The 22,648-nt window shown below is 39.9% G+C and carries 25 protein-coding genes; 15 read left to right on the plus strand and 10 right to left on the minus strand.

What is annotated here, in order from left to right:
• Positions 1 to 134: 134 nt before the first annotated feature.
• Complete coding sequence (locus ADA55_RS00690) at positions 135 to 323, minus strand: YhzD family protein (RefSeq protein WP_048677954.1); 189 nt, start codon at positions 321 to 323, stop codon at positions 135 to 137.
• Between the two features lie 309 nt (positions 324 to 632).
• Here ADA55_RS00690 and cysK point away from each other — a divergent pair, with 309 nt between their 5' ends.
• The 8 genes from cysK (at position 633) to ADA55_RS00730 (ending at position 9,652) form a co-directional block, all read left to right on the plus strand.
• On the plus strand, positions 633 to 1,556 hold the full coding sequence (gene cysK, locus ADA55_RS00695; protein ID WP_048677955.1) for a cysteine synthase A: 924 nt from the start codon (positions 633 to 635) through the stop codon (positions 1,554 to 1,556).
• A gap of 176 nt (positions 1,557 to 1,732) precedes the next feature.
• The gene (locus tag ADA55_RS00700) at positions 1,733 to 2,935 is read left to right on the plus strand and encodes a metallophosphoesterase family protein (RefSeq protein ID WP_226990367.1); all 1,203 of its coding nucleotides are present in this window, start codon (positions 1,733 to 1,735) and stop codon (positions 2,933 to 2,935) included.
• 21 nt (positions 2,936 to 2,956) lie between these two features.
• On the plus strand, positions 2,957 to 5,977 hold the full coding sequence (locus ADA55_RS00705; protein ID WP_048677957.1) for an ATP-binding protein: 3,021 nt from the start codon (positions 2,957 to 2,959) through the stop codon (positions 5,975 to 5,977).
• Positions 5,978 to 6,012: 35 nt separating this feature from the next.
• Positions 6,013 to 6,426 (plus strand): hypothetical protein, encoded by a 414-nt coding sequence (locus ADA55_RS00710; RefSeq protein WP_048677958.1) that lies wholly within the window; start codon positions 6,013 to 6,015, stop codon positions 6,424 to 6,426.
• Positions 6,427 to 6,737: 311 nt separating this feature from the next.
• Positions 6,738 to 7,562, plus strand: coding sequence for an ABC transporter ATP-binding protein (locus tag ADA55_RS00715; protein ID WP_048677959.1), 825 nt, complete (start codon positions 6,738 to 6,740; stop codon positions 7,560 to 7,562).
• Complete coding sequence (locus ADA55_RS00720; RefSeq protein ID WP_048677960.1) at positions 7,555 to 8,253, plus strand: (2Fe-2S)-binding protein; 699 nt, start codon at positions 7,555 to 7,557, stop codon at positions 8,251 to 8,253. Before ADA55_RS00715 ends, ADA55_RS00720 begins: the two co-directional genes overlap by 8 nt.
• Positions 8,254 to 8,431: 178 nt before the next feature.
• Positions 8,432 to 9,370, plus strand: coding sequence for a 3'-5' exoribonuclease YhaM (gene yhaM / locus ADA55_RS00725; RefSeq protein WP_048677961.1), 939 nt, complete (start codon positions 8,432 to 8,434; stop codon positions 9,368 to 9,370).
• A 99-nt stretch (positions 9,371 to 9,469) separates the two neighbouring features.
• Complete coding sequence (locus tag ADA55_RS00730; protein ID WP_053344914.1) at positions 9,470 to 9,652, plus strand: sporulation YhaL family protein; 183 nt, start codon at positions 9,470 to 9,472, stop codon at positions 9,650 to 9,652.
• A gap of 55 nt (positions 9,653 to 9,707) precedes the next feature.
• On the opposite strand, the gene ADA55_RS00735 is transcribed toward ADA55_RS00730, so the two are convergent.
• Positions 9,708 to 10,574, minus strand: a complete 867-nt coding sequence (locus ADA55_RS00735; protein ID WP_048677963.1) for a peptidylprolyl isomerase — start codon at positions 10,572 to 10,574, stop codon at positions 9,708 to 9,710.
• Between the two features lie 197 nt (positions 10,575 to 10,771).
• Between ADA55_RS00735 and ADA55_RS28095 the strand changes: the two genes are divergently transcribed.
• On the plus strand, positions 10,772 to 10,861 hold the full coding sequence (locus tag ADA55_RS28095) for a YjcZ family sporulation protein (protein WP_072272551.1): 90 nt from the start codon (positions 10,772 to 10,774) through the stop codon (positions 10,859 to 10,861).
• A gap of 185 nt (positions 10,862 to 11,046) precedes the next feature.
• Positions 11,047 to 11,130, plus strand: a complete 84-nt coding sequence (locus ADA55_RS00740) for a YjcZ family sporulation protein (protein ID WP_034314699.1) — start codon at positions 11,047 to 11,049, stop codon at positions 11,128 to 11,130.
• A gap of 111 nt (positions 11,131 to 11,241) precedes the next feature.
• Here the strand turns inward: ADA55_RS00740 and ADA55_RS30200 are convergent, their stop codons facing one another.
• Together ADA55_RS30200 and ADA55_RS31280 are read right to left on the minus strand one after the other, a co-directional pair.
• Complete coding sequence (locus ADA55_RS30200; RefSeq protein ID WP_034314696.1) at positions 11,242 to 11,424, minus strand: hypothetical protein; 183 nt, start codon at positions 11,422 to 11,424, stop codon at positions 11,242 to 11,244.
• A 108-nt stretch (positions 11,425 to 11,532) separates the two neighbouring features.
• Positions 11,533 to 12,072, minus strand: coding sequence for a DUF3267 domain-containing protein (locus tag ADA55_RS31280; RefSeq protein WP_072272552.1), 540 nt, complete (start codon positions 12,070 to 12,072; stop codon positions 11,533 to 11,535).
• 241 nt (positions 12,073 to 12,313) lie between these two features.
• On the opposite strand from ADA55_RS31280, the gene ADA55_RS00750 reads away from it, so the two are divergent.
• Entirely contained in the window at positions 12,314 to 12,640 is a 327-nt protein-coding gene (locus ADA55_RS00750; RefSeq protein WP_048677964.1) for a DUF1878 family protein, read from the plus strand.
• Between the two features lie 2 nt (positions 12,641 to 12,642).
• On the opposite strand, the gene ADA55_RS00755 is transcribed toward ADA55_RS00750, so the two are convergent.
• From ADA55_RS00755 to ADA55_RS00780, 5 genes are all read right to left on the minus strand, one after another.
• Positions 12,643 to 13,221, minus strand: a complete 579-nt coding sequence (locus tag ADA55_RS00755; RefSeq protein WP_034314691.1) for an HTH-type transcriptional regulator Hpr — start codon at positions 13,219 to 13,221, stop codon at positions 12,643 to 12,645.
• Between the two features lie 190 nt (positions 13,222 to 13,411).
• On the minus strand, positions 13,412 to 13,774 hold the full coding sequence (locus tag ADA55_RS00760; RefSeq protein WP_048677965.1) for a YtxH domain-containing protein: 363 nt from the start codon (positions 13,772 to 13,774) through the stop codon (positions 13,412 to 13,414).
• A 589-nt stretch (positions 13,775 to 14,363) separates the two neighbouring features.
• On the minus strand, positions 14,364 to 14,882 hold the full coding sequence (locus tag ADA55_RS00770) for a tryptophan transporter (RefSeq protein ID WP_034314684.1): 519 nt from the start codon (positions 14,880 to 14,882) through the stop codon (positions 14,364 to 14,366).
• Between the two features lie 126 nt (positions 14,883 to 15,008).
• Entirely contained in the window at positions 15,009 to 16,112 is a 1,104-nt protein-coding gene (gene serC, locus ADA55_RS00775; RefSeq protein WP_048677967.1) for a 3-phosphoserine/phosphohydroxythreonine transaminase, read from the minus strand.
• Between the two features lie 220 nt (positions 16,113 to 16,332).
• Entirely contained in the window at positions 16,333 to 16,755 is a 423-nt protein-coding gene (locus tag ADA55_RS00780; RefSeq protein ID WP_048677968.1) for an HIT family protein, read from the minus strand.
• A gap of 659 nt (positions 16,756 to 17,414) precedes the next feature.
• Between ADA55_RS00780 and ADA55_RS00785 the strand changes: the two genes are divergently transcribed.
• The 3 genes from ADA55_RS00785 to ADA55_RS00795 all read left to right on the plus strand — a co-directional run bounded on the left by ADA55_RS00785 (position 17,415) and on the right by ADA55_RS00795 (position 20,416).
• Positions 17,415 to 18,158, plus strand: coding sequence for an ABC transporter ATP-binding protein (locus ADA55_RS00785; protein WP_048677969.1), 744 nt, complete (start codon positions 17,415 to 17,417; stop codon positions 18,156 to 18,158).
• On the plus strand, positions 18,151 to 19,359 hold the full coding sequence (locus ADA55_RS00790) for an ABC transporter permease (protein WP_048677970.1): 1,209 nt from the start codon (positions 18,151 to 18,153) through the stop codon (positions 19,357 to 19,359). Before ADA55_RS00785 ends, ADA55_RS00790 begins: the two co-directional genes overlap by 8 nt.
• A 352-nt stretch (positions 19,360 to 19,711) precedes the next feature.
• Positions 19,712 to 20,416, plus strand: a complete 705-nt coding sequence (locus ADA55_RS00795; protein WP_048677973.1) for an EcsC family protein — start codon at positions 19,712 to 19,714, stop codon at positions 20,414 to 20,416.
• 28 nt (positions 20,417 to 20,444) lie between these two features.
• Here ADA55_RS00795 and ADA55_RS00800 read toward each other — a convergent pair whose 3' ends face one another.
• A complete protein-coding gene (locus ADA55_RS00800; protein ID WP_048677971.1) occupies positions 20,445 to 21,656 on the minus strand; it encodes a M20 family metallopeptidase in 1,212 nt (403 codons plus the stop codon).
• 93 nt (positions 21,657 to 21,749) lie between these two features.
• Here ADA55_RS00800 and ADA55_RS00805 point away from each other — a divergent pair, with 93 nt between their 5' ends.
• Positions 21,750 to 22,373, plus strand: coding sequence for a phosphatase PAP2 family protein (locus tag ADA55_RS00805; RefSeq protein WP_048677972.1), 624 nt, complete (start codon positions 21,750 to 21,752; stop codon positions 22,371 to 22,373).
• The last annotated feature ends 275 nt before the right edge of the window (positions 22,374 to 22,648 follow it).

The raw sequence follows: 22,648 nt of genomic DNA on the forward strand, positions 1-22,648 counted from the left end.
AAAATAGACAAACTCGATTTTCATCGAGTTTGTCTACAGTCTGAGGCCGTCACTTTCCAGTGACGGCCTTTTTTTATATAAGGAAAGTATGGAAAACTCGATCATATTCTCAGTGATTGCGCTTCCATTTTCAATCAGCGATGAAAAAGCAATAAAGCGCCTGAAGGCGATGTACAGCGGTGTGTTTGATCTTGATAGTTTTTTTCCTTCAATAGATTTTGTCCCAATTCTTTTGCTTGTTCATCATTCTCGGCTGTAAATGATTCATCCAATAGTTTTTCCCCTGACGGTTCAAAAACGGTTAATTTGTATATTCTGCTCATTTTCAAAACTCCCTTATCAAAAATGTTATCAACTGTTATAAAAATTTTATCATTATCTGTCAATTTTGACTATTGTTATGTGAGTGAATCTATTAAGACAAGGATTATTGATACATAGCTGAATATCTTGAAAAAGTAACTATATCGAACTAACTTCATCGTTTTTTTCCTTTAAGCTTGGAAAGAATGAAAACAAAACCTATTTATACTAGAGGAATTCTCTCTTTAAAATGAAAAATCATAAATGATATAATAAACTTGAGTAAAAGTGCATGTTGGAAGTGTATGGATCGAAGGGGGTTTTTTTGAATGACGGTAAAAATCGTTAATAATATCACTGAATTGATAGGAGATACACCTGTTGTTAGGATTAATCATTTAACAGCGGAGGGTGACGCTGAGGTATTCGTGAAACTTGAGTATTTCAATCCGAGCCGCAGTGTAAAAGATCGGGCTGCCTTCAACTTAATCAGGCAGGCAGAATTGGATGGTATCATTCAAGCCGGGGCTACGATCATAGAACCAACATCAGGGAATACAGGTATTGGACTTGCCATGAATGCCGCGGCTAAGGGGTATCGGGCAATTATGGTCATGCCGGATAATATGTCGAAAGAAAGAATCAATATCTTAAAGGCATACGGAGCGGAAGTTGTCCTCACCCCTGCATCAGAGCGGATGCCGGGAGCCATTCGTAAAGCCGAGGAGCTCGCCGCAGAGATTCCTAATAGCTTTATTCCGCAGCAATTCGAAAACCAAGCCAATCCTGATATTCACAGAGTGACGACAGCAGTCGAGATTCTGGATCAGATGGATGGAGACCTGGATGTTTTTGTCGCTACTGCTGGAACGGGAGGAACGATAACCGGTACAGGTGAAGCCTTGAAAGAACATCTGCCGGATTTAAGGGTTGTCGTTGTCGAGCCTAAGGGTTCCCCAGTCCTTTCCGGAGGAAAGCCTGGTCCCCACAAGTTAGTGGGTACGAGCCCTGGTTTTATCCCTGCCATCTTAAATACAGAGGTATTTGATGAAATCGTTCAAGCGGCTGATGAAGATGCGATTTCCACCATGAAGGATATGGCTTCGAAGGAAGGGATATTGATTGGGCCTTCAGGAGGTGCCTCTGTCTGGACTGCCCTGCAGGAAGCCCGTCGTCTTGGAAGTGGAAAACGAGTATTATGCATTGCACCGGATAATGGTGAGCGCTATTTAAGTATGGATATCTTTAATTGATGAAAAGACCGAATGTGTGAATGAAACAATGTTCGCCATTCGGTCTTTTTCCTGTTGAATTTGCCCATACTGCATGATGACGTATTAAAATAATAATGTATGGGAAAGTATGTTCTGTTCATGTTAAAATTGAATGTGAAATGTTGAAAGAAATCGAGGTGATACTTTTGAGCGGTGTGAAGTTCATTCATGCGGCGGATCTCCATCTGGATAGTCCCTTTTCAGGGTTGAAGGATATGCCGTCATCTATATTAAAGGAATTAAGGGAAAGCCCGTTTAAAGCTTTTCAAACTATCATTAATGAAGCAATTTCCCGTCAGGTTGACTTTATCGTGTTATCGGGGGATCTATTTGATGGGGAAAATCGGAGTCTCCGGACACAGGTCCGCTTTCGGACCGAAATGGAAAAGCTCCAGCAGCATCAAATCCCCGCCTATATCATTCATGGTAACCATGATCACCTCAGCGGCTCATGGATTACTGTGGAGCTGCCGGATAATGTCCACGTATTTTCAGGGCAAACCGGAGTGAAACGGTTTGAAAAAATCGATGGGACGACTGTCCATCTTTATGGATTCAGTTATCCACGCCGTCAAGTAAGAGAGAGAATGATCGAAACCTACATAAAAGCTGAAGGGGCCGATTATCATATAGGTTTGCTTCATGGGAATTTGGAAGGCAATTCCGAACATAGCCCGTACGCCCCTTTTTCATTGAAGGAACTTGCTGCCAAAGATTTCGATTACTGGGCATTAGGCCATATTCATAAACATCAGGTTGTTTCGGAAGATCCGCTTGTGATATACCCAGGAAATATTCAAGGCAGGAACAGAAAGGAGTCAGGCGTTAAAGGGTGCATGCTTATAGAATTCGATGGGGACATGAAGCGCCATTCTTTTATTGAAACCTCTGAGGTGATATGGGAAAGCGAAACAATTGAACGATCCGCAGAAGGTGGATTTGATGCCCTGTTCAAGCAATGCAAGGAAGTAATTGAACGGAAGGGTTCCGATGGGAGAAGCTTTCTTTTGGAGTTGAAGCTGGATGCAGGTGATGCAGCAGGAGCTTCCGGGGAATATCTTGAAGAATTGACCCGGATTTTGCAGGAAGGGGACCAAGGGGAATCATTTGTCTGGGTGTATAAAATCAAACTCATCCAGTCCATTCCCATGAATAGGTCAAATGAAAGTATATCGCCATTTCTGGCTGAGGTATCCAGGCTTGCTTCTGAATTTGATGATACGGAGGCTGCTCTTGCCCCGCTATACATTCATCCTGGAGCAAGAAGGTTTCTCGATTCAATAGAGCCGGAAGAGCAGATCGAACTGTTGGATGAAGCGGAAAGATGGCTTTTGCACATTTTTGAAGCGAATAAATGAGTGTAGGGAGGAGGAACGGATTTGATTATTAAAGACCTCCATGTTTATGGTTACGGCAAACTGGAAAATCAGCGTTTTCCTGAATTGGGACAGCTGCAGATTTTCTTTGGGGAAAATGAATCGGGCAAGTCAACCATCATGTCCTTCATTCATAGTATGCTATTTGGTTTTCCGACAAAGGTTCAAAACGAACCGCGTTACGAGCCGAAAATGCATGCCAAATATGGGGGAAGGCTCAGCCTCATAACAAAAAAAGACGGGGAAATCGTTATTGAACGTGTGAAGGGAAAAGCTACTGGTGATGTGAAATTGACCTTCGAGGATGGAAGGGTCGGCGGCGAGGAAGAATTGAATGAGATTCTTCATGGCGTTGATAAAAACTATTACCAAGCCATTTTTTCTTTCGACCTTCAAGGCCTGCAGGGATTACATACACTAAGTGAAGGTACGATGAGTAAATATCTGCTTTCAGCCGGACTGATCGGGAATGATAAACTTCTTGAAGCCGAAACGAAATTGCAAAAAGAGCTCGATTCAAGGTTCAAGCCATCAGGCCAAAAACCATTGCTGAATGTGAAATTGAAAGAACTTAAGGAATTGCAGAAAAAGGTGAAAGCATCAGAAGAAGAACAGCAGTCATATACGGCATTACTTCAGGAAGAAGCAAAACTTAAGGAGGAGCTCTCTAAAGTCACGGAAGGCATTCAAGAGATTGAAGAAAATCTTGTTAACGTAAGTGCTTTTTTGCGAATTAAACCCTTGGTTGAAGAACAGGGGGAACTAGAGGCTGAAATAAGTAAAATTCCGGATGTAAGTTTTCCTGTTGATGGCTTAAAAAGACTTGAACAGCTACAGGCAGTTGGAATCCCCATGAAAGCCCAACTTGCGGCATTGACTGAGAAAATGGACAAACTTGAGGGGAAACTCACGGAAATCGAAATCAATCCTTTCATCAAGGAGCATAAAGAGCAAATTGAACATGCAATCGATCAAGGAACATTGTTGGAGAAGCTCGAGCTGGATATTAGAAAAGCGGAACACGAAAGGCTGTTGGAAGAAAAGAATATCAAAAAGGTAAAGCAGGAATTATTCTTGGATGTTCCTGATGAGGAAATAAGAAAACTGGATATCAGTACATTCATGAAGGAAAAGGTGAAAAGGGCCGAAAGGGAAAAGCATCAGCTCCAAAATGATAAAAAACAGCTCGATGAGAAATATGAACTGCAAAAGGGAAGTCTGGAAACGACAGAAGCCCGCTTGAAGGAGATAAAGGCCCAGTTACTGCCAGATGAAAAAAGAATCGAGCTGGAGTCCTTATACAACAAGCAGAATAACATCGAATTTGAAGCAGCACAATCCCTTATTCTTGATGAACAAATACTTGAACTTGAAAAGCAATTGGGATTACAGAGGAAGAAGGAAGCGGACAATCGCAAACGTTCACATATCATGAATGGCAGTTTAATAGTGCTACTATGTTTAGGTGCAATCGGAAGTTATTTCAGTGAACAGATTTTGTTGGGTGTGATACTTCTAGCTGTAGCTGTTCTGTTTGCGGTTTCCAGGTATCTCTTTAAAGGTGATGATATATCGTCCGGGTATATCAGGCAATTGGATGAGATGAAAAGGAAAAGGGCTGCAATTGGGAGTGAAACCAATAAAGGGAGTGAAGGAGAGTCGATGGGGCGGCTGCTTGAACTGGACCAACGTCTCCAAAGGCGCTTTGAAAGTGAAAGTTTCAAATATGAAGAAAGGGAGGAAGCGTTTGAATCGACGATTCAGGAGTATGCCGATTGGGAAGCTAGCAGGGACCGGTTGGATAATGAATTGAGGAACATCTTAAGCGGTTGGGGTCTGTCTTATCCCGGAATGGAAATCAATCTTGAATCTGTATTTGAACTTCTTGAGAAATGGAAGGAAGCCGTTGATAGGAAATATGAAACAATCAAGAGGCATGATTTTCTCCGGGCAGAATTTGAGGGTAAATCAAAGGCTTTATTTCATTTTGCAAATAGCCTTGATTTTGAACCATCCACATGGAGGGAAGCGATTGGCCAATTGAAACGGGAGTTGAATAAAGCGATTGAATTCTCCGTTCAGTTAACGCAATGGATGCAGGAAAGAAGCCGTTTGACGAACGAAATCGAGCAGCTGACGATGGAAAATGGCTATCTTGATGCAGAAATGGAAATGCTTTTTAAGTTAGCGAAGGTCAAGGACGAGGAAGAATTCAGGCATGTTGCTGCATTGTCCGAAAAGAAAATCACCTTACAAAAGCAGCTTGATTTGATTACCATTCAAATTGGGCAATCCAGAATGCTGCCTGATCAAATCCAATCTTATTTAGAACAGGGGACCAATACTTATACATTTGAGAATTTAGAACAGAAACGGAAGGATTCTGTAAAGGCGAAATCCCTTTCATTAGAGAAGCGGGCGGATGCGAAGCATAAGATAAAACAGCTTGAAGTTTCAGGGATTTATGATGATTTACTTCATCGTTTTCATGAAGAGAAAGCTGCTTTTAACGAAGAGGCGAAGGAATGGGCGAAATTGGCAATAGCCAAAAGCTTATTGAATAAAACATTGGACCGATATAAAAGGGAGCGCCTGCCGAAGGTGATCGCTGATGCCGAGCGGCATTTTTCCTTTTTAACGAATGGAAGCTACCGGAAAATCATCCTTGATCAGTCTGGAGAAGGGATTCTGGTACAGCGCAGTGATGGTTTGAGTTTCAGGGTTGAAGAGGTCAGCCGCGGGACAGCTGAGCAAATTTATGTTTCCTTAAGGCTCGCACTTGCTGATCATACTTTTGAAAATGATTCATTCCCTCTCATCATTGATGATAGTTTCGTCAATTTTGATGCGGAGAGGACAAAACGGATGCTTGAGTTATTGAAAAAAGTTTCGGAAAAGCGGCAAATCTTATTTTTTACATGCCACCGATATATAATGGAGTACTTTAGTGAAAATCAAGTGATTCGTCTATCCAGTCCCGTATTGCGCCAAAATATGAATGATTTGATCATCCCCGAAATATAATGGGTCTTAAACTATAGATAAAGAGAGTGAAGTCATTGAATAGGAATGAGTTTGTAAGCCGCCATGATTCTTCTTTGGAGTTAATCATCGAAAAGGAGTTTCCTGGTAAACGATGTGTTGGGGGAAAATATTCTGCCATAGGTCATAGCATCACTTTATATGAGAGAGATATTGAAATTCAGTGTGAACGCTCCCTAGGCTCGCTTGCAAGGCTTGAGGAATATACATGGGTGATTCTCACACATGAGATGGGGCACGCATTAGACCCTGATCTTGCTGTGCTTAGTGAGGAGCTGCACCGTACAGGAAAATCAGAAATCCTTTATCAAATAGAGGTCAATGCATGGAATATTGCAGAAGGATTAATTCCTTTTATCGATCAGGATTTATTTACCTCCATTAGGGATGAATCCTTGGAACATTGTACAAATCGCCTGCTTGTCGGTTAACAGGCTCTCCATATGGAGGGCTTTTTTTATTTTCCGCTAAATGGAGTTTGGAAATTCCGATAGTAATTCTCAAAGGGGGAGAATGGACTATCGTTCGGAAGCTGCAGGCAGTGATAAATGAAAGTATAATGTGCTTTTTTTTAGATTAATGTTTCCAAAGGAAGCTTCATATCTTTAAAGGAGCAATCATTTTAATGAATCATTTAAGAGGAACGGGACATGGAGTTTTTGGTTTATATTCCTTTTTAAGATTGACAGTGAGAATCATTTTCATTAAACTGGTATTATTAGACTAAAAGGGGAGTATTTTAATGCGACCAGCTATTAACACTCAGTCTTTATCGCTCGGTTATGGTGATAAATTAATAATAAATGATATGAATATAGAAATACCCAAAGGGGAGATCACCGTATTCATCGGTGCTAATGGATGTGGGAAATCAACACTTCTAAGGTCTGTAGCCCGATTGTTAAAACCTCAATCCGGCTCGGTCATGCTCGAAGGCAAAGCGATTTCAACCATGTCATCGAAGGATGTAGCGAGAAAGATGGCGATTCTTCCGCAATCCCCGGTTGCTCCTGAAGGGCTTACCGTCTATCAACTTGTTAAACAAGGAAGATATCCTTATCAAAGTTGGTTGAAACAGTGGAGTTCCGTGGATGAAGAAAAAGTTCAAAAGGCGATTGAAGCAACGAATCTGACCGATTTAAAGGATCAGGCAGTCGATGAATTATCGGGAGGGCAGAAGCAACGGGCATGGATAGCCATGACGCTTGCTCAGGATACGGATGTCATATTGTTGGATGAACCGACTACATATCTTGATATGACCCATCAAATCGAGATTTTGGACTTATTGTTCGATTTGAATGAGTTTGAGAACCGAACGATCGTGATGGTACTTCATGATTTGAATTTAGCTTGCCGTTATGCGGATAATCTGGTGGCACTTAAAAATGGGGCGATACATGCTCAAGGACGGCCAGAGGATATCATCACGCCTGAATTGGTACAGCATGTATTCAGCATGGAATGTCAAATATCCTTTGATCCAATTTTTGGCAGTCCCATGTGCGTCCCGTTTGGTAAAGGGCGCTACGCACAAACTCAGATAAAAGCGCTGGCCAATGCATAACCTTACACCATCCATTGAAAAAGAACTTCAGGGATACCGGATATCCTTTCGAGATGAAGCCAAAGTTTCCAAGACCTTCAATCATGCTGATGAGCTTATTCAGTATGCACAAGCCCGGACTGGGGCGGAAACGTCAAGGATAGCCATTTCAATGTGGTTCAGACGCTATGCTTTTTTTGTCACGGCACAATTGTACATGTTAAGTAAACATCGGCTTATCTGGGAAGGCACACTTCAGGACTTTGGTGTTTTGGATGATCCGGAAGATGAGCATTGGCTCCCGAATTTTTTGCTGAAAACCAACAGTTGGAGCAATGTCACGGAAAAGGAAAGCCCTTCTGCCCTCCATTCCATATTGAACAGCTTTGGTGCTGATGCCATTCGCTTCTTTTCCGGAACTGCTAAAATATCGAAACTAGTACTTTGGGAAAATATTTGGAGCTATACGGTATGGATGTATAGTGAGTTATTGAAGCAAACTGATATAAAGAAGCGAGTTGAAAAGGACATTGAAATGCTTCTTGAAGATGAAGTATGGCTGAATATTGAAACGCGTTCCCCCTTTAAACGATTCATTGGGGAAAAAAGTGTTCCGGAGTCCGTGAACCCTTATAAACGGGTGACATGCTGTTTATATTACCGAATTGATGGCCAGGAGAAGTGCGCGTATTGTCCGAACAAAAACTGTTGAAATAGATTTGATTGGAGAGCCAGGCTTGGGATTAAGCCTGGTTTTCTTGTGGAGTGATAAGAGACGGCAAAGCTTTAGCTTTTCCTGTCCAATGTCCATCACTTATTAACGAAAACTAAACGCACTAACGAGATTGGTATGTTATAATGTTGATATTTAATTGAACGGGGGCAGTCGCATGGGAAATGGGATCATACACTACGGAATTGGTGAAGTAGTAGATATATATATGTACATTAAAACGAGTACAAAAGCGGTGGCAAGTAATGGAAAGCCGTTTTTAACATTGATTTTGTGCGATAAAACCGGGGAGATAGAGGCAAAGCTATGGGATGTTTCCGAGGCTGATGAGAAAACATACAGTGCGGAAGCAACAGTGAAAGTTCAGGGGGAAGTCCAGAATTATCGAGGACGCAGCCAATTGAAAATCCGTAATATTAGAATTACTTCAGATACTGACGGGGTCACGAAAGCTGATTTAATTCAAACGGCGCCTTTAAGTCAGGAAGAAATGATGGAAACCATCACTCAATACATTTTTGAAATGAGGAATCCGAATATCCAAAGGGTGACTAGGCATCTCATTAAAAAATATCAGAATGAGTTCCTGACGTTCCCTGCTGCCACCAAGAACCATCATGAGTATATGTCGGGGCTGGCCTATCACGTTGTATCGATGCTAGGGCTGGCTAAGGCCATTTCAACCCTATATCCTTCCCTCAATAAGGATCTTTTGTATGCAGGGGTCATTCTGCATGACCTTGGAAAGGTGCATGAGTTATCTGGACCTGTTTCGACTGTTTATACAGTGGAAGGGAACTTGTTGGGACATATCACGATCATGGTGAATGAAGTCGGTAAAGCTGCAGAGGAATTGGGCATTGAAGCGGAAGAAATCATGATTCTCAAGCACTTGATATTAAGCCACCATGGTAAAGCTGAGTGGGGCAGTCCCAAGCCGCCAATGGTTAGGGAAGCGGAAGTGCTGCATTATATTGATAATATGGATGCCAAGATAAATATGATGGACCGCGCCTTGGAAAAAGTGAAGCCGGGTGAATTTACGGAAAGAGTCTTCGCGCTCGATAATCGTTCATTCTATAAACCGACATTTTAATGAAATATGCTTCTTTCTCGATGGAGAAAGAAGCATATTTTTTTTGTTCGTGCATATTCTCTAGTAAATGAATAGTAGATTTTTTGGGAGGGAATGGACATGCCAATTTGGATCTGGTTCGTGTTTATTGGAATAATTGTCAGTGCAGTCATGTCAATTTGGACAGCTAGGCAGGAACGCCTCATAGATGATGCTTGGATTGAAAAGGAAGGTCAGAAATACATTGAACGCATGGAAGAAGAGCGTGAGAGGCGTAAAAAGGATATAAATCAGGGAGCATAGCCCGAATGATGAAAAAAAAGCGACAGGTAAAGTCCTGTCGCTTTTTACTATTCAATTATTTTTCAGCATTGGCTGCGTCACCAGAAGTGATGGCATCTTTTAAATCTTTGTCTTTAATCTTCACGTCCGCTTTTTTGACTTCAGAATTCAGAATGTCCTGAACTTTAGTTTGGTCAATTTGAGCGACTTTCAAATCATATTCAAGATCTTTTTTCATATCTTCGTATGATTCTTTTTCTTTTGTATCAAGAAGTTGGATGATGTGGTAGCCATAATCGGATTTAATCGGCTTGCTGATTTCATCTTTCTTCATTTTGTAAGCTTGCTCTTCAAATGCAGGAACCATTTCGCCTTGTCCGAACCAGCCTAGCTCCCCGCCTTTTTCAGCTGTGCCTGTGTCCGTTGAATATTCTTTGGCAAGTTTGGCAAAGTCTTCACCTTTGTCCAATTTAGCTTTAACTTCATTGGCCGTTTTTTCGTCTTCCACGAGAATATGTCTCGCTTTGATTTGTGGTTTATAGTCTTCATAAGCTTTTTTCACATCAGCTTCTTTAACTTTTATATCGGCAACGGCTGCTTTTTCTTGAAGCATGCCGATTTTAAGTGCACGTTTAAGATCAGCTTCGCTCTTATATCCGGAAGAGGCCAGGGCCGTTTCGAAATTTTCACCCATTTGCGCTTTAAGTTCGTCCGTTTTAGCTTTAACTTCTTTATCCGTTACTGTATATTTTTCAGAAAGAACTTTTTCATAAACAAGTTCTTGAAGAACGGTTTCACCATAACGGTCTTTCATTACATTGTAAAATTCTTCTTTGGTTATATCCCCCGCTTTAGTTTCCACGACTGCTTCCTTGTCGCTGTTGCATGCTGTAAGTCCGATCAGCCCTGCAGTAACAGCAATCGATAATGCCCACTTCTTCATAAAAACAACTCCTAGTTATAAGTTTCTGGTTTGCTATTTTTTCGTATTTCCACAAAATTAACTATAACATATTCTGGTTACTTTACAAAAAATAATATATTGGTGCCTGAATAAGATTTTTTTGAAAAATGGGTGTACGCCTACCCGGATATTAATCCATTACATATGATAAATCGAGGACAACAAAAGGGGGTAGCATGATGGGTAATGGATTTAACGGAGGCGGCTTCGCTTTGTTAGTGGTGTTATTCATTTTATTAATAATTGTAGGAGCAGCCTATTGTTAATCGGCTGCAAAATTACTAATGGAAAGAGCCCACTCCTTTTGCCATGGAGTTGAATAGGATAGGGTAGCCGCTCAACACAAAAGATTTAAGTGATTTTCAAGCTATGAAAGGAATGGATTCCTTTTGGCGCATATAAGAGTGTGCATTAAATTATTATTACTTAAGAATGGAAAGGAGGAAGATCAATGTCTGGAGGAATAGGTGGAGGCTTTGCTCTAATTGTCGTTCTTTTCATCCTGTTAGTCATCATTGGAGCTTCTTGGTTATAAAACCATAAACAAAAGGCGAAGCTATTGCTTCGCCCTTTTTCTTTATGTGGATAATGCTCCGGGTATCACCAATGTATGTAACAAATGATGGACATCATTTGTTGCTCATCTCTACGTATACAAAATTTCAATATAGGAGGATAATAACATAATAGTAATTAATACATTAATGGTCCTGAATACTTTAGGCTGCCGGTCTTCAGCAATTTCCTTTTGAATGCATAAAGAGTTTGTCATTCTATTAATATTATAAAGGATCAAAATAGCAAAAATAATAAACCAGAACGAGATCAAAACCTAAAATCCCTCCTTGCAAAACATCATGTATAAATACGATACCAAATTATAATGAAAAAAGATACCTAAAAATCTTAGCAGTCATCATTATGAATGAATAAGGAATCACTTTTGAATAAGTATATCGTATCCTTCGAGGTGTTCCTCGATAAAAGAATGCCTTGGGGACCCAACCAGGTTTTTTATATAAATAAAATCCGAAACGCATAAGCCGGTGTGCAGGGATAATAAAATAGTGAAATAATGGATGTAATGCGGAAAACTAAGGGCACAACCAATCAATGTGACAGACATAATGACGAAAGGCAACACAAGGGTCAAGAGATATAGATGCTTTCGAATCGGAACATGGACATTGACTCTGCATGTTAACACCAGGTTCCACTTCAAGGACCATGAAGTTTTCACTTTTTTACATAATAATCGTAAAGGTAAATAGTGTAATAGTTTGTGAACAGGATATAATAAGAGCAATAGGCTAAAAAATACCATTGTTTGATCGCCATACAAAATAACATGGGTTGAAAAGACACTTAATAATGTATAGATCAGAACAAAAGACATCAATATAGTAAAAACTGAAAAAAAGAGCAGACGGCAATTCCCATATTGTTTTGCCACGTCAATTGTTTTCCACGAATTCATTTCGAAATCAGCCCTCCAAAGCTGTTGAATATACTTACATACATTACGATGAATGGGTGGAAAAAGCAATGGAATTCTTGGATTATGTTTAAGATAAAATCACTTTGGTGAGTAAGCATGCTATGGGCGTTTAAGGCAGGTTTTGAAATGGGGATCAGGCGGATTACCGAATGTGAAAAATCAAAAATTTGTTATAAGTCTTTTATGTTAAATTGAATGATTGAATGGGGATTAGTGATGTATGAAAAATATAAATGAAGAATTGGAAATACTCCGTTTTCATCAACGGCTTTTATTAAACCTTATACGCAATCCGGAGGCGAAGTTGGACTATTTATTTGTGGAAAAAAATTTCACGAAGAAGGAAGCGGAAGAATTATTGGAAGCATGTGATATCTTGAGCAAACGCTATGAAATAGAAAAAGCGGAAGGGTATATGAACTTTCGACCGCTTTTTAATCAATTTGAAAGAAAGGTTAATCCAAAAATAACTACAAAGGAATGCATTGATGCATGCATCTCACAAGGTTTATATGTATCATTCATGAAGGAAATGGATAGAGTATGAGATTAAACTGGCTCAGTTTCTTTCTCTATCTTTTTTTTTGTGATTTTACCCTCCACGTCCGTAAACTCCTGATCGATGTTATCGAAGGATCGTTCAAAAATTTGCATGAAGTCTTCACCGTATATATTTCGGATGATGGCCATCATTTCAATCATATCCGGAAACTTGCCATAAAGCTCACGCAATGGAAGTGCACCCGAGAAAGCGGAGTTCTTACTTGGGTCGTATGTCTCCATTAAATCAAGTAGAATTTTTTCACCTTCCGCTGTGATCTCTATATACGTATTCCTTTTGTCATTTTCCTTTTTTGAAAATGTTAAGTATCCGCGTTCCTCTAATTTTTTTGAAAAGTTAAATGCGGTAGAAACATGCATGACCCCAAATTTTGCAACATCTGAAATGGAAGAGCCATTAAGATGGTAGGCAATCCAAAGAATATGGTGCTCATTGATGTTTAAATCATAGGGCTTGATCCATTGCTGCCAATCTTTTTCAATCGATTTCCATAATGCTTTGCTTAATTGTGCAATTCGTTGACTAAAAATCATTGCTTCTTTCATAGAATAATTTTTATTCTGCATATTATGGGCTCACCTACTTATAAGATTCTATATATTTATTATGACAATAAAATAAAAATTAATAAAGATAAATATTTGCAAAATTTTTAGAAAATTTTAGTTTTTTTAATGAATTCTCCATTCTTCTCCAATAAACCATGTAATTTATTGGGAAAAATGGAGAATCAAGCTTGTGTGAGGATGTCAGCTATTAATTTTTAGAAGTAGGGGCGGCCGCTTCCAATTCTTTCAATGAATTTTCAATTTCCTGAACGTTCTTCAATAATTCATTCTTATTGGGTTCGATTTCCCGCTTCCAGTTCTCGATGACGACCTGAACATCCGAAATGAATGTTTTTACAGTTTCTTTGCTGATTTGTGAAGCTTCCATCGTGTCATCTTTAATATTCTGCATTTTTACCTTTAATTCATCAATTGTAGTCTTAATTTCGTCGGTATTCGTCTTGATGCGGGTCCGTAGGTCTTTACCTGAACTTGGTGTCGAAAGTAAGGTTGCCGCACCAGCTACCACTGTTCCGGTCAAAAAGCCAATTAGTAATGATTTTGCTTTCATTTGGATCACCTCATTTTATAATATGTTTTCGCTTTCCATGGTCTGAATCCCTGCTGCATCAATTGGAAATTATGATAAATAGGGAGAGAAATACTATTGATATCAAAATACCATAATTTTCATCCTTATGGAAGAGAATCGACCATTTTATCTTTATATCACAAAAATATTTTTTTAAACTTAGAGAGTCAATATATAATATTTAAAAATAACTTGAAGCTTTAATAATAATGCTTCATATAAAGGGAAGAGCGGCATATAGATAATAAAAACAAGCTGTCGGAACATGGATGGCACTGGTGGGTTAATAATGAAAATCATTTTTTTATTAGGCCTGGTATGCCTGTGCGGGATGGGGTATTTTCTAAGGCAAGCAAAAACTCCTGGCATCTATCCGCCTAGGAGGGTGCTCCAGGCTAGAGCCTTCGCTATGGGTCTCCCCGGGGTTTTACTGCTTTTCATTTGGTTTATGTGGATGTTGATACATTGATCATTGGAGGGTGATTCTGACTAGAATTCCAGATTCATATGATTGGAAAAAAAAGCACCGGACATTCCGGTGCTTTTTTAGGTATGATGATCCTGCTGCTTAAGCATTAATGGGTATATTTGATTTTCTTACGATGCCGTTCACAATTGGATAAATGATGACCATCGCAACTGTATTTAACAATACGGCAGGAAGCACAACAGCGCCGAAAAGTGCAACGAAAGGCCCTGGAAGGGAAACGATATAATAAGCCGAACCAAGGAAGACAGCGCCGGAAATCAATGTTCCAACGGCAGTCAAGATACTAACGGTGACAACGGATGTTGAAAACTTCTTTAGACTGATGAATAAAAGGTAAAACAGAAAGGCTGTTGCCAATTTGTCTATGATATTTGGGATCTGTCCTGCTGGAAATGTAGTTGTCATGGCAGAGATGGCTCCTGCTGCCAGGGCCACAATGAATACATTCTTCTTAGCGGGAAACAGGGTTATCGCCAAAAACATCATCAACAGCATCATATCCGGTTTCATTCCAAGGAAGAATCCAGGTACGATAAAATGCAGGGCAGCCCCAATCCCGATTAATAGGGACAGTGACACAAGGGTTTTCGTTTTCATTTACTCATCTCTCCTATTCTCATCTCAACTAACAGCTTTTCTTCAACAATGCACTATTGCCTGTTGCAAGAAGTTTAAAATAGTATATCATAAGACCTATTTTTTTAGAAGTTATATTTGTTTGAATTAAAGAGTTTGAGCTTCCTTCGCTTTATACGATTCCTGGAATTTCTTCATGAAATCAGCAAGGTCCTGGCAATGGGATAGAGGGACCGCATTATAGATGGATGCTCTGCAGCCGCCGATGGAACGGTGACCGTTCAGTCCTACGAATCCGGCTTCCTTCACTTCTTTAAGGAATTGCACTTCAGCTTCCTCAGACGGAAGCGTGAACGTCACGTTCATTAATGAACGGCTGTCCGGTAGGGCATGGCCTTTATAAAAACCATCACTGCCGTCGATGGCATCGTAAATGACTTTTGCTTTTTCTTCGTTGATTTCAGCAATCTTTTCCACTCCGCCCTGATCTTTTGCCCAATCCAACACAAGGGACAATAAGTAAATGGCCAATGTCGGAGGAGTGTTGTATAAAGAATTATTTTTCGAATGGATTGAATAGTTCATCATGGATGGGATTTTGTCATTATCCGTTATTAAATCTTTACGGATGATAACGACTGTGATTCCCGACGGACCTAAATTCTTTTGTGCACCAGCATAGATGATGCCGAATTTACTAATATCAATCTTTTTGCTGAGAATATCACTCGACATATCGGCTACTAGAGGAATGTTGCCTGTTTCCGGGAAATCCTTCCACTGCGTTCCGTAAATCGTATTATTACTTGTGATATGAAGATAGGCAGCATCGTCATTCAATTTGATATCTTCCACTTTAGGGATGAACGTATATTTTTCATCTTTGGATGAAGCGACTACGGCCGTTTCACCAACCTTTTTGGCTTCTTTTAATGCTTTTTCCGACCAAGAACCAGTGAGGACATAATCTGCCCTTTTTCCATCTTTCAAAATGTTCATGGGAATCATGGAAAATTGTAGACTTGCCCCTCCTTGCAGCAGGAGAACTTCATAATTTTCAGGAATTTCCATAAGATCTTTTAATGATTGAATGGCATGGTTATGAATTTTTTCGAATTCGGAACTTCTATGGCTTAATTCCATGACTGACATACCGGAATCCTCAATATTCAACCACTCGTTTTGGGCTCTTTGTAAAACTTCTAAAGGAAGGGCGGCTGGCCCAGCGTTAAAATTACGTGCACGTTTCAATTTTTTTCCTCCTATGCGACTATGTGATAAAGTATTTGAGACTATTCATATATCCTACCAGAAAACTAAATTCAATTGGAGGAAAATTTAGAATTATAAATACGTTTTAATGATAGATCAAAGTAAAAAGGTCCTGCACTTTAAAGTGAGGACCAACTCTGGATCATTTTTTTCAAGCAACGAAAGGAGAAAGAAACCTTCTTCACAGGCTATTGCAGTCTCATTTTAAATGCTGTGCAATGGAGTCAGCAATTTGTTTCAGGCTATCCGGTGTATAGTCGCTGGTATTGGTTTTCCAAACTGCACCAAAGCCGTCACCTTCCCCATGCCGAGGAATTAAATGCATATGAAAATGGAAAACGGACTGCCCTGCAGCTTCACCGTTATTATTTAAAAGGTTCAGGCCTACAGGTTGGAATTCCTGCTTCATGGCGCGGGCAATTTCCGGCACCACTTCAAAAAGGTTCTGGGCAATCTCAGGTGTCAACTCATAAAGATTTTCCTTATGTACTTTAGGTATTACCAGAGTATGGCCTTTCGTTACTTGACTGATATCGAGAAAGGCCAAAACATGTTCATTTTCGAAAACTTTACTACTTGGAATTTCCCCATCGATTATTTTGCAAAAAATGCAATCACTCATGAATAACGCTCCTTTAAAAGTTAATGTATTTGGTTAATCGTACCATAGCTTGAATCCTTGAGAAAAGGAAAAATATAAAAACAGGATGCAACATTAAGTTGCACCCTGCCTGTCGAAAAAGGGGGTTTTGCTTCAAAATTCGCATTAGCATAAATTCTCTGCGACAAACACCTCATCTACATTGTAGTAAAATATGGTTATTATCTAAATAGAGATTTTCCATTCAAAGCAACCATCTCCTATATCTTTAAAGTTTCATCAACTTTTAAAGCATAATTGATAATTATTGAATGATTTTTCTGCTTTTACGTGCAAGAGAACCATCTCCTTGCTCGAAACGATTTTTGTTATGAAGCTTATGGTTTAATTCAGTTTATACGTCTTTAACTGACACCTCATTTACAATATGATGTAAATCATTTGTAATAAACCTAATGGGTATTTCAGTATAATACGTCTTTAACTGACACCTCATTTACAATATGATGTGAATCACACGTAATGACTAACCCCTTCTTCCTTATTTATGATGACCATCATGCAGCAAAAATATAATTAGTTATTTATGGAAATTTAGTTCCGGGAACACTCGACTATATAAAAGCAGGAGAATTTGATAAAATGGAAATAAGAACCTCTATATAGAAAGGATCGTTTATATGTCCTTATTGGAAATAAAGCAGCTAGTGGGCGGATACACGAAAACGCCCGTTTTAAAAGGAATAAGTTTTGACATTCAGCCAAATGAGCTCGTTGGGTTAATTGGGCTTAACGGGGCTGGGAAAAGTACGACGATTAAACATATCATCGGACTCATGGAGCCGAAAGGCGGAAGCGTCTCGATTCATGGTAAAACACTAGCTCAGGACCCGGATACATATCGAAAACAATTCACTTATGTTCCAGAAACGCCCATTTTGTATGATGAGCTTACACTAGAGGAGCATTTAAAGCTTACAGCCATGGCACATGGTTTGGCGGAAGCCACATTTAAAGAGAGGATGGACGTTCTGTTAAAGGAATTCCATATGGAGAAAAGGCTTAAATGGTTCCCGGCCCATTTTTCAAAGGGAATGAAGCAAAAGGTCATGATAATGTGCGCCTTTTTAGTACAGCCGTCTTTATATATCGTCGATGAACCCTTCGTAGGTCTTGATCCACTAGGCATTCAATCCCTGCTTGATTTGATGAGGAAGATGAAAGAGAGCGGAGCGGGAATTTTAATGTCTACACACATTCTGGCGACAGCCGAGAGGTATTGTGATTCTTTCATCATACTGCATAATGGAGAGATTCGGGCGAAAGGCAATCTTGAGCAGCTTCGTGAACAATTTTCCATGCCAGGGGCAACTCTGGACGATTTATATATCCAATTGACGAAAGAAGAAATCGGTCATGAATAGTCAAAATCTCTGGAAGGAAAGATATTTAGGCTATATAAATGAAACGCAAAAATATCTTCGTTATATTTTTAATGGCCATCTTGTTTTTGTCATGGTATTGGTTCTTGGTGGGTTGGCTTATTATTACAGTGATTGGGTGAAGACGTTAAACAGTGATTTCCCTGCTGCATTGATCATGGCCTTTGTTTTATCGATCATTGTAACCAGAAGCCCGATAAATACTTTCTTGAAAGAACCCGATACGGTATTCCTGCTTCCGCTTGAAACGAAGTTGAGAAGTTATTTCAAGAATTCATTGATATTAAGCTGGGTCATGCAGGGCTTTATTCTTCTGGTTGTCCTGATTGCATCGATACCGATGTATTCGAAGGTTACGGGTGCAGGAGGTAAGGATCTTGGAATCATCCTGGCCGTTTTGCTTATTTTGAAGTTTTTGAATTTGACCATGCGCTGGCTGGTATTGAAATATCAGGATACATCAGTGAGCCATTGGGACTCTCTCATCCGCTTTTTACTTAATGGCGTGATTCTTTATTTCATCTGTTCAAGGGCAAATATACTGTTTGCACTTATAACCTTCTTATTATTGTTAGCACTTTACATGTATTACCGAAGCGCGACTAAAGGTTTCGTGCTGAAGTGGGAACGGCTGGTGGAACTGGAAAACAAACGGATGAATTCTTTCTATCGAATAGCGAACATGTTTACTGATGTTCCTCATTTGAAAGGGAAGGTAGCGAGAAGGAAATGGATGGACTGGCTATTAGCACTCATTCCGTATGGTGATAAATCAACTTATACCTATCTTTACGCTCGTACCCTTCTGCGATCCAATGATTATGTGGGACTTTGTTTTCGTTTAACGATCATGGGATCCGTGATTTTAAGTGTATTCACTAACATATTTGCACATTTGATTGTTACGTTCATGTTCTTATTCATGACAGCCCTGCAACTGCTGCCGGTTTGGAAGGCACATGAGTGGAAAGTATGGGTCTCATTGTATCCATTGCCAGCAAAAATGAGAGAATCTGCAGTCATAAAACTAATTTCCTATTTCCTATTATTTGAGGACCTTGTCTTCAGTTTGGTCCTGCTAGTGAAAGGGGAATGGATTTCCGCTTTAGCCGCCTTGGCAATGGGGCTTGTTTTCATATTCGGTTTTAAAATTTATGCAACAAAGAAAATAAAAAACTTTTAAGCAGAAGCTGATTTTTCATAAAATCAGCTTTTTCTTTATTACAAGGATAACCTAGTCTAAAACTTGGTTCGGAATAGACCAGCCTGCAGTTTTTATTTTAAAAAACGTTCCAGTTGATTGGAACGTAAGGTACGAGACTCCTGCGGGGAAAACGCGTTCAAGGGAGACCCCACAGGCGCAAAGAGCGCCGAGGTGGCGGACCGCCCGCGGAAAGCGAGTGCCTGGAGTGGAAAACAACGTTCGAATTTTACAAACCCTCAAAAAAAAACGTTTCAGTTAATTTTTAAGAAATGAAAATTGAAAATAAAAGCCTCATAGGGGGTATATACATATTTAACGGAGGTGTTAAATGATGGATGAATATGAACAAAAGGCATTATCTGAACTAATATCATGGAAAAAGAAAGTAGCCAAGAAATCCGGCAGGTTTGAGCGGATGTCCAAAAAGGCGCAAATCAAATTGAATAGTTATATTCCAGACCGAGTGCACAAAGTGATTACTGATAGTATTAAAGGGATGATAGAGGCTGTATTATCAGGTTCTAAATATATGTCTAAAGAAAAAAATGTAGTGCTATTATCCTTGCAGCAAAAGGAAGAGTGGGTTGCGGAAACTGTAACCGCATATAGGAAAACGGCCGTTATAGAAGGTGTGGGTACCGGAGCGGCAGGGCTTTTAATTGGATTGGCTGATTTCCCATTACTGCTTAGCATCAAGATGAAATTATTATTCGAAATATCCCGTATATACGGTTTCGATCCAAATAAATATGAGGAACGATTGTTCATCCTTCATATCTTCCAGATGGCATTTTCAAGCGAGGAGAAGAAATTGGAAACATTACGGGTAATAGAGGAATGGGATTCAGGGAAATGTCCGGAAATAGACTGGCAGGAATTTCAGCAGGAATATCGCGATCACATCGATGTCATCAAAATGTTTCAGCTCGTTCCAGGTTTTGGGGCAGCTGTCGGTGGATATGCCAACTATCATTTGTTGGAACATCTTGGGAAGACGGCTGTCCATTGTTACCGAATCAGACTTCTTAAACAGTAAGGGACGGGGAAAACCCGTCCCTTTACCATTATTGTAATAAAGATTCATTCACTTTTTTAGATGATTGTTTCTTATTGTGATAGGTCACCGCTGCAGTGCCTAATATTTTGGCTGCAATGAGCATCGCTTTTTCATCAATGTCAAACAAAGGATGATGATGTGGATATGTATGTTCATTTTTTGGCCTGGCTCCCGTAAAGAAGAATGTACCTTTTACATTTTGTAAATAATAAGAAAAATCTTCACCTGTCATATCCGGGGCAATTTCCTCTGTAATCAAAACTTCCTTGACGGACTCAGTGCTTTCGATGAGGAATTTAGTTTCCTCAACATGCGGAATAACAGCCGGATAGCCTTGAAAGTATTGATATTCATAGGTGCAGTCCGCAGCTAGGCAGGTTCCTTTAACAATCCGTTCCATTTCTTCGCTAATGAATGAACGGACATCTTCCTTGAATGTGCGGACGGTCCCGATTATTTTAGCCTTATCTGCAATGACGTTAAAGGCATTATCTGCTACAAAGGAACCGACGGTAATGACTGCAGAATCTATTGGGTTAAGCCGGCGGCTTACGATTTGCTGCAGGGCCATGACTAGCTGAGAGCCGACTACGATTGCATCACGGGTTTTATGCGGCTGGGCTCCATGTCCGCCCTGCCCTTGAATGGTGATTTCAAAACGGTCTGCAGCGGCCATAAGGGGTCCTAAAGCGTATTGGACTGTTCCGGTAGGGGCCGTGGCCCATAAATGGGTGCCGAAAATTACATCCACCCCATCAAGGCAGCCAGCCTCAATCATCGGTTTGGCCCCTCCTGGAGCATACTCCTCAGCATGCTGGTGGATAAATATATATTCACCTTCGAGGTCATCCTTCAGTTCATTCAGATTTTTTGCAAGGAGAAGGAGTGTCGCTGTATGGCCATCGTGTCCACACGCATGCATGACCCCGGGTACGGAAGATTTATAGTGAACTTCTTTTTCATCTTGAATGGGTAAGGCGTCGAAATCAGCGCGCAATGCTACGGTTTTACCAGGCTTACTGCCTGTGACCTTGGCAATAACACCATTGCCGCCTACATTCGTCCGGTGTTCGATTCCATGTTTTTTATAATATTCAGCGATGAAGGCAGCCGTTTGGGTTTCTTGAAAAGATAGCTCGGGGTGTTGATGAAGGTAACGCCTGATGGAAACCATTTCTTCATATGAGCCATCCAGAAGATCGTGTAATCGCTGTATCATTTTTGCACCTCCCAATGATTGGATTAATTGTAAATAGTATATCATATTCTGAATGATCCAAAGAGAATTAAATACCTTGAGGAGAGAGAGAGAATGAATAAATATTCCTGGATTTCTATGGTTTCGCTTTGCTTGTTGCTATTCTTTTTTTTGATGAATGAAATTCAGAGTGAGAAATCTTTAGCATTCGATACATATATTGCGGAACTCTTTTCCGTAGGTAAAAATACTTTTTCGTTCACTTTCTTCAAGTCCCTTACCTATCTTGGGAAATCCATGTTCATTGGTTTTGGCAGCTTACTATGTGTTCTATATTTGTGGATAATAAAGAAGGATTATTGGATAATGGCCGTCTTTTCTATCGGGATTGCCGGCGCGGATGTATTAAACGGGTGGATAAAAAATCATGTTAAAAGAGTGCGCCCTGAAAATCATTTGATGGACACCGACGGCTTCAGTTTTCCAAGTGGCCACGCAATGGTGGGCATTATTTTCTTCAGTATGGTAGCTTATTTAATCATGAATGAAATTAAAGGAAACTCATTGAAATGGGCAATGGGAATTGGTTTCGTTTGTCTGGTCCTGCTGATCGGTGTCAGCAGGATCGTTATGAAAGTTCACTTTCCAACTGATATCTTGGCAGGTTTTGCATTAGGGGCGGCATATAGTTTAATCTTGTTTAAATTGTATAAATTCCTGGGGTCCAGAGTGCTTTGATAAAAGGATTCTGATAAAATATATGTAAATATCGGTTGCATTTCCCCGGAAATAAAGAAGGAATTTGTCGGATTGTTATAGGTTTATATGATTTTGGGGCGTCCTACCTCTGATTACATATCTTTCACCAAGTCATAAATGAAACAGAAGTCAATGTAAGCCTCCATTTTACGAACCAAATGGTTCGCCGGAACCAGTTGATCTCGTTGAATAGAATGATGTTACGAAAGCATCCTCATCACCTCAAGTTTTAATACTTCTATTTTAAAACAAAC

The sequence above is a fragment of the Bacillus sp. 220_BSPC genome (assembly GCF_001054655.1).
GTDB classification, from domain to species: domain Bacteria; phylum Bacillota; class Bacilli; order Bacillales; family DSM-1321; genus Peribacillus; species Peribacillus frigoritolerans.

Coding starts and splice junctions, on each gene's coding strand:
- ADA55_RS00795 (WP_048677973.1), top strand. CDS start 19,712: ATGGATGAATATGAACAAAAGGCATTATCTGAACTAATATCATGGAAA.
- ADA55_RS00770 (WP_034314684.1), bottom strand. CDS start 14,882: ATGAAAACGAAAACCCTTGTGTCACTGTCCCTATTAATCGGGATTGGG.
- ADA55_RS31280 (WP_072272552.1), bottom strand. CDS start 12,072: ATGAATTCGTGGAAAACAATTGACGTGGCAAAACAATATGGGAATTGC.
- ADA55_RS00800 (WP_048677971.1), bottom strand. CDS start 21,656: ATGATACAGCGATTACACGATCTTCTGGATGGCTCATATGAAGAAATG.
- ADA55_RS00740 (WP_034314699.1), top strand. CDS start 11,047: ATGTCTGGAGGAATAGGTGGAGGCTTTGCTCTAATTGTCGTTCTTTTC.
- ADA55_RS00720 (WP_048677960.1), top strand. CDS start 7,555: ATGCATAACCTTACACCATCCATTGAAAAAGAACTTCAGGGATACCGG.
- ADA55_RS00760 (WP_048677965.1), bottom strand. CDS start 13,774: ATGAAAGCAAAATCATTACTAATTGGCTTTTTGACCGGAACAGTGGTA.
- ADA55_RS00735 (WP_048677963.1), bottom strand. CDS start 10,574: ATGAAGAAGTGGGCATTATCGATTGCTGTTACTGCAGGGCTGATCGGA.
- ADA55_RS00730 (WP_053344914.1), top strand. CDS start 9,470: ATGCCAATTTGGATCTGGTTCGTGTTTATTGGAATAATTGTCAGTGCA.
- ADA55_RS00690 (WP_048677954.1), bottom strand. CDS start 323: ATGAGCAGAATATACAAATTAACCGTTTTTGAACCGTCAGGGGAAAAA.
- ADA55_RS00780 (WP_048677968.1), bottom strand. CDS start 16,755: ATGAGTGATTGCATTTTTTGCAAAATAATCGATGGGGAAATTCCAAGT.
- ADA55_RS00750 (WP_048677964.1), top strand. CDS start 12,314: ATGAAAAATATAAATGAAGAATTGGAAATACTCCGTTTTCATCAACGG.
- ADA55_RS00785 (WP_048677969.1), top strand. CDS start 17,415: ATGTCCTTATTGGAAATAAAGCAGCTAGTGGGCGGATACACGAAAACG.
- ADA55_RS00755 (WP_034314691.1), bottom strand. CDS start 13,221: ATGCAGAATAAAAATTATTCTATGAAAGAAGCAATGATTTTTAGTCAA.
- ADA55_RS00790 (WP_048677970.1), top strand. CDS start 18,151: ATGAATAGTCAAAATCTCTGGAAGGAAAGATATTTAGGCTATATAAAT.
- ADA55_RS28095 (WP_072272551.1), top strand. CDS start 10,772: ATGATGGGTAATGGATTTAACGGAGGCGGCTTCGCTTTGTTAGTGGTG.
- ADA55_RS00715 (WP_048677959.1), top strand. CDS start 6,738: ATGCGACCAGCTATTAACACTCAGTCTTTATCGCTCGGTTATGGTGAT.
- ADA55_RS00805 (WP_048677972.1), top strand. CDS start 21,750: ATGAATAAATATTCCTGGATTTCTATGGTTTCGCTTTGCTTGTTGCTA.
- yhaM (WP_048677961.1), top strand. CDS start 8,432: ATGGGAAATGGGATCATACACTACGGAATTGGTGAAGTAGTAGATATA.
- cysK (WP_048677955.1), top strand. CDS start 633: ATGACGGTAAAAATCGTTAATAATATCACTGAATTGATAGGAGATACA.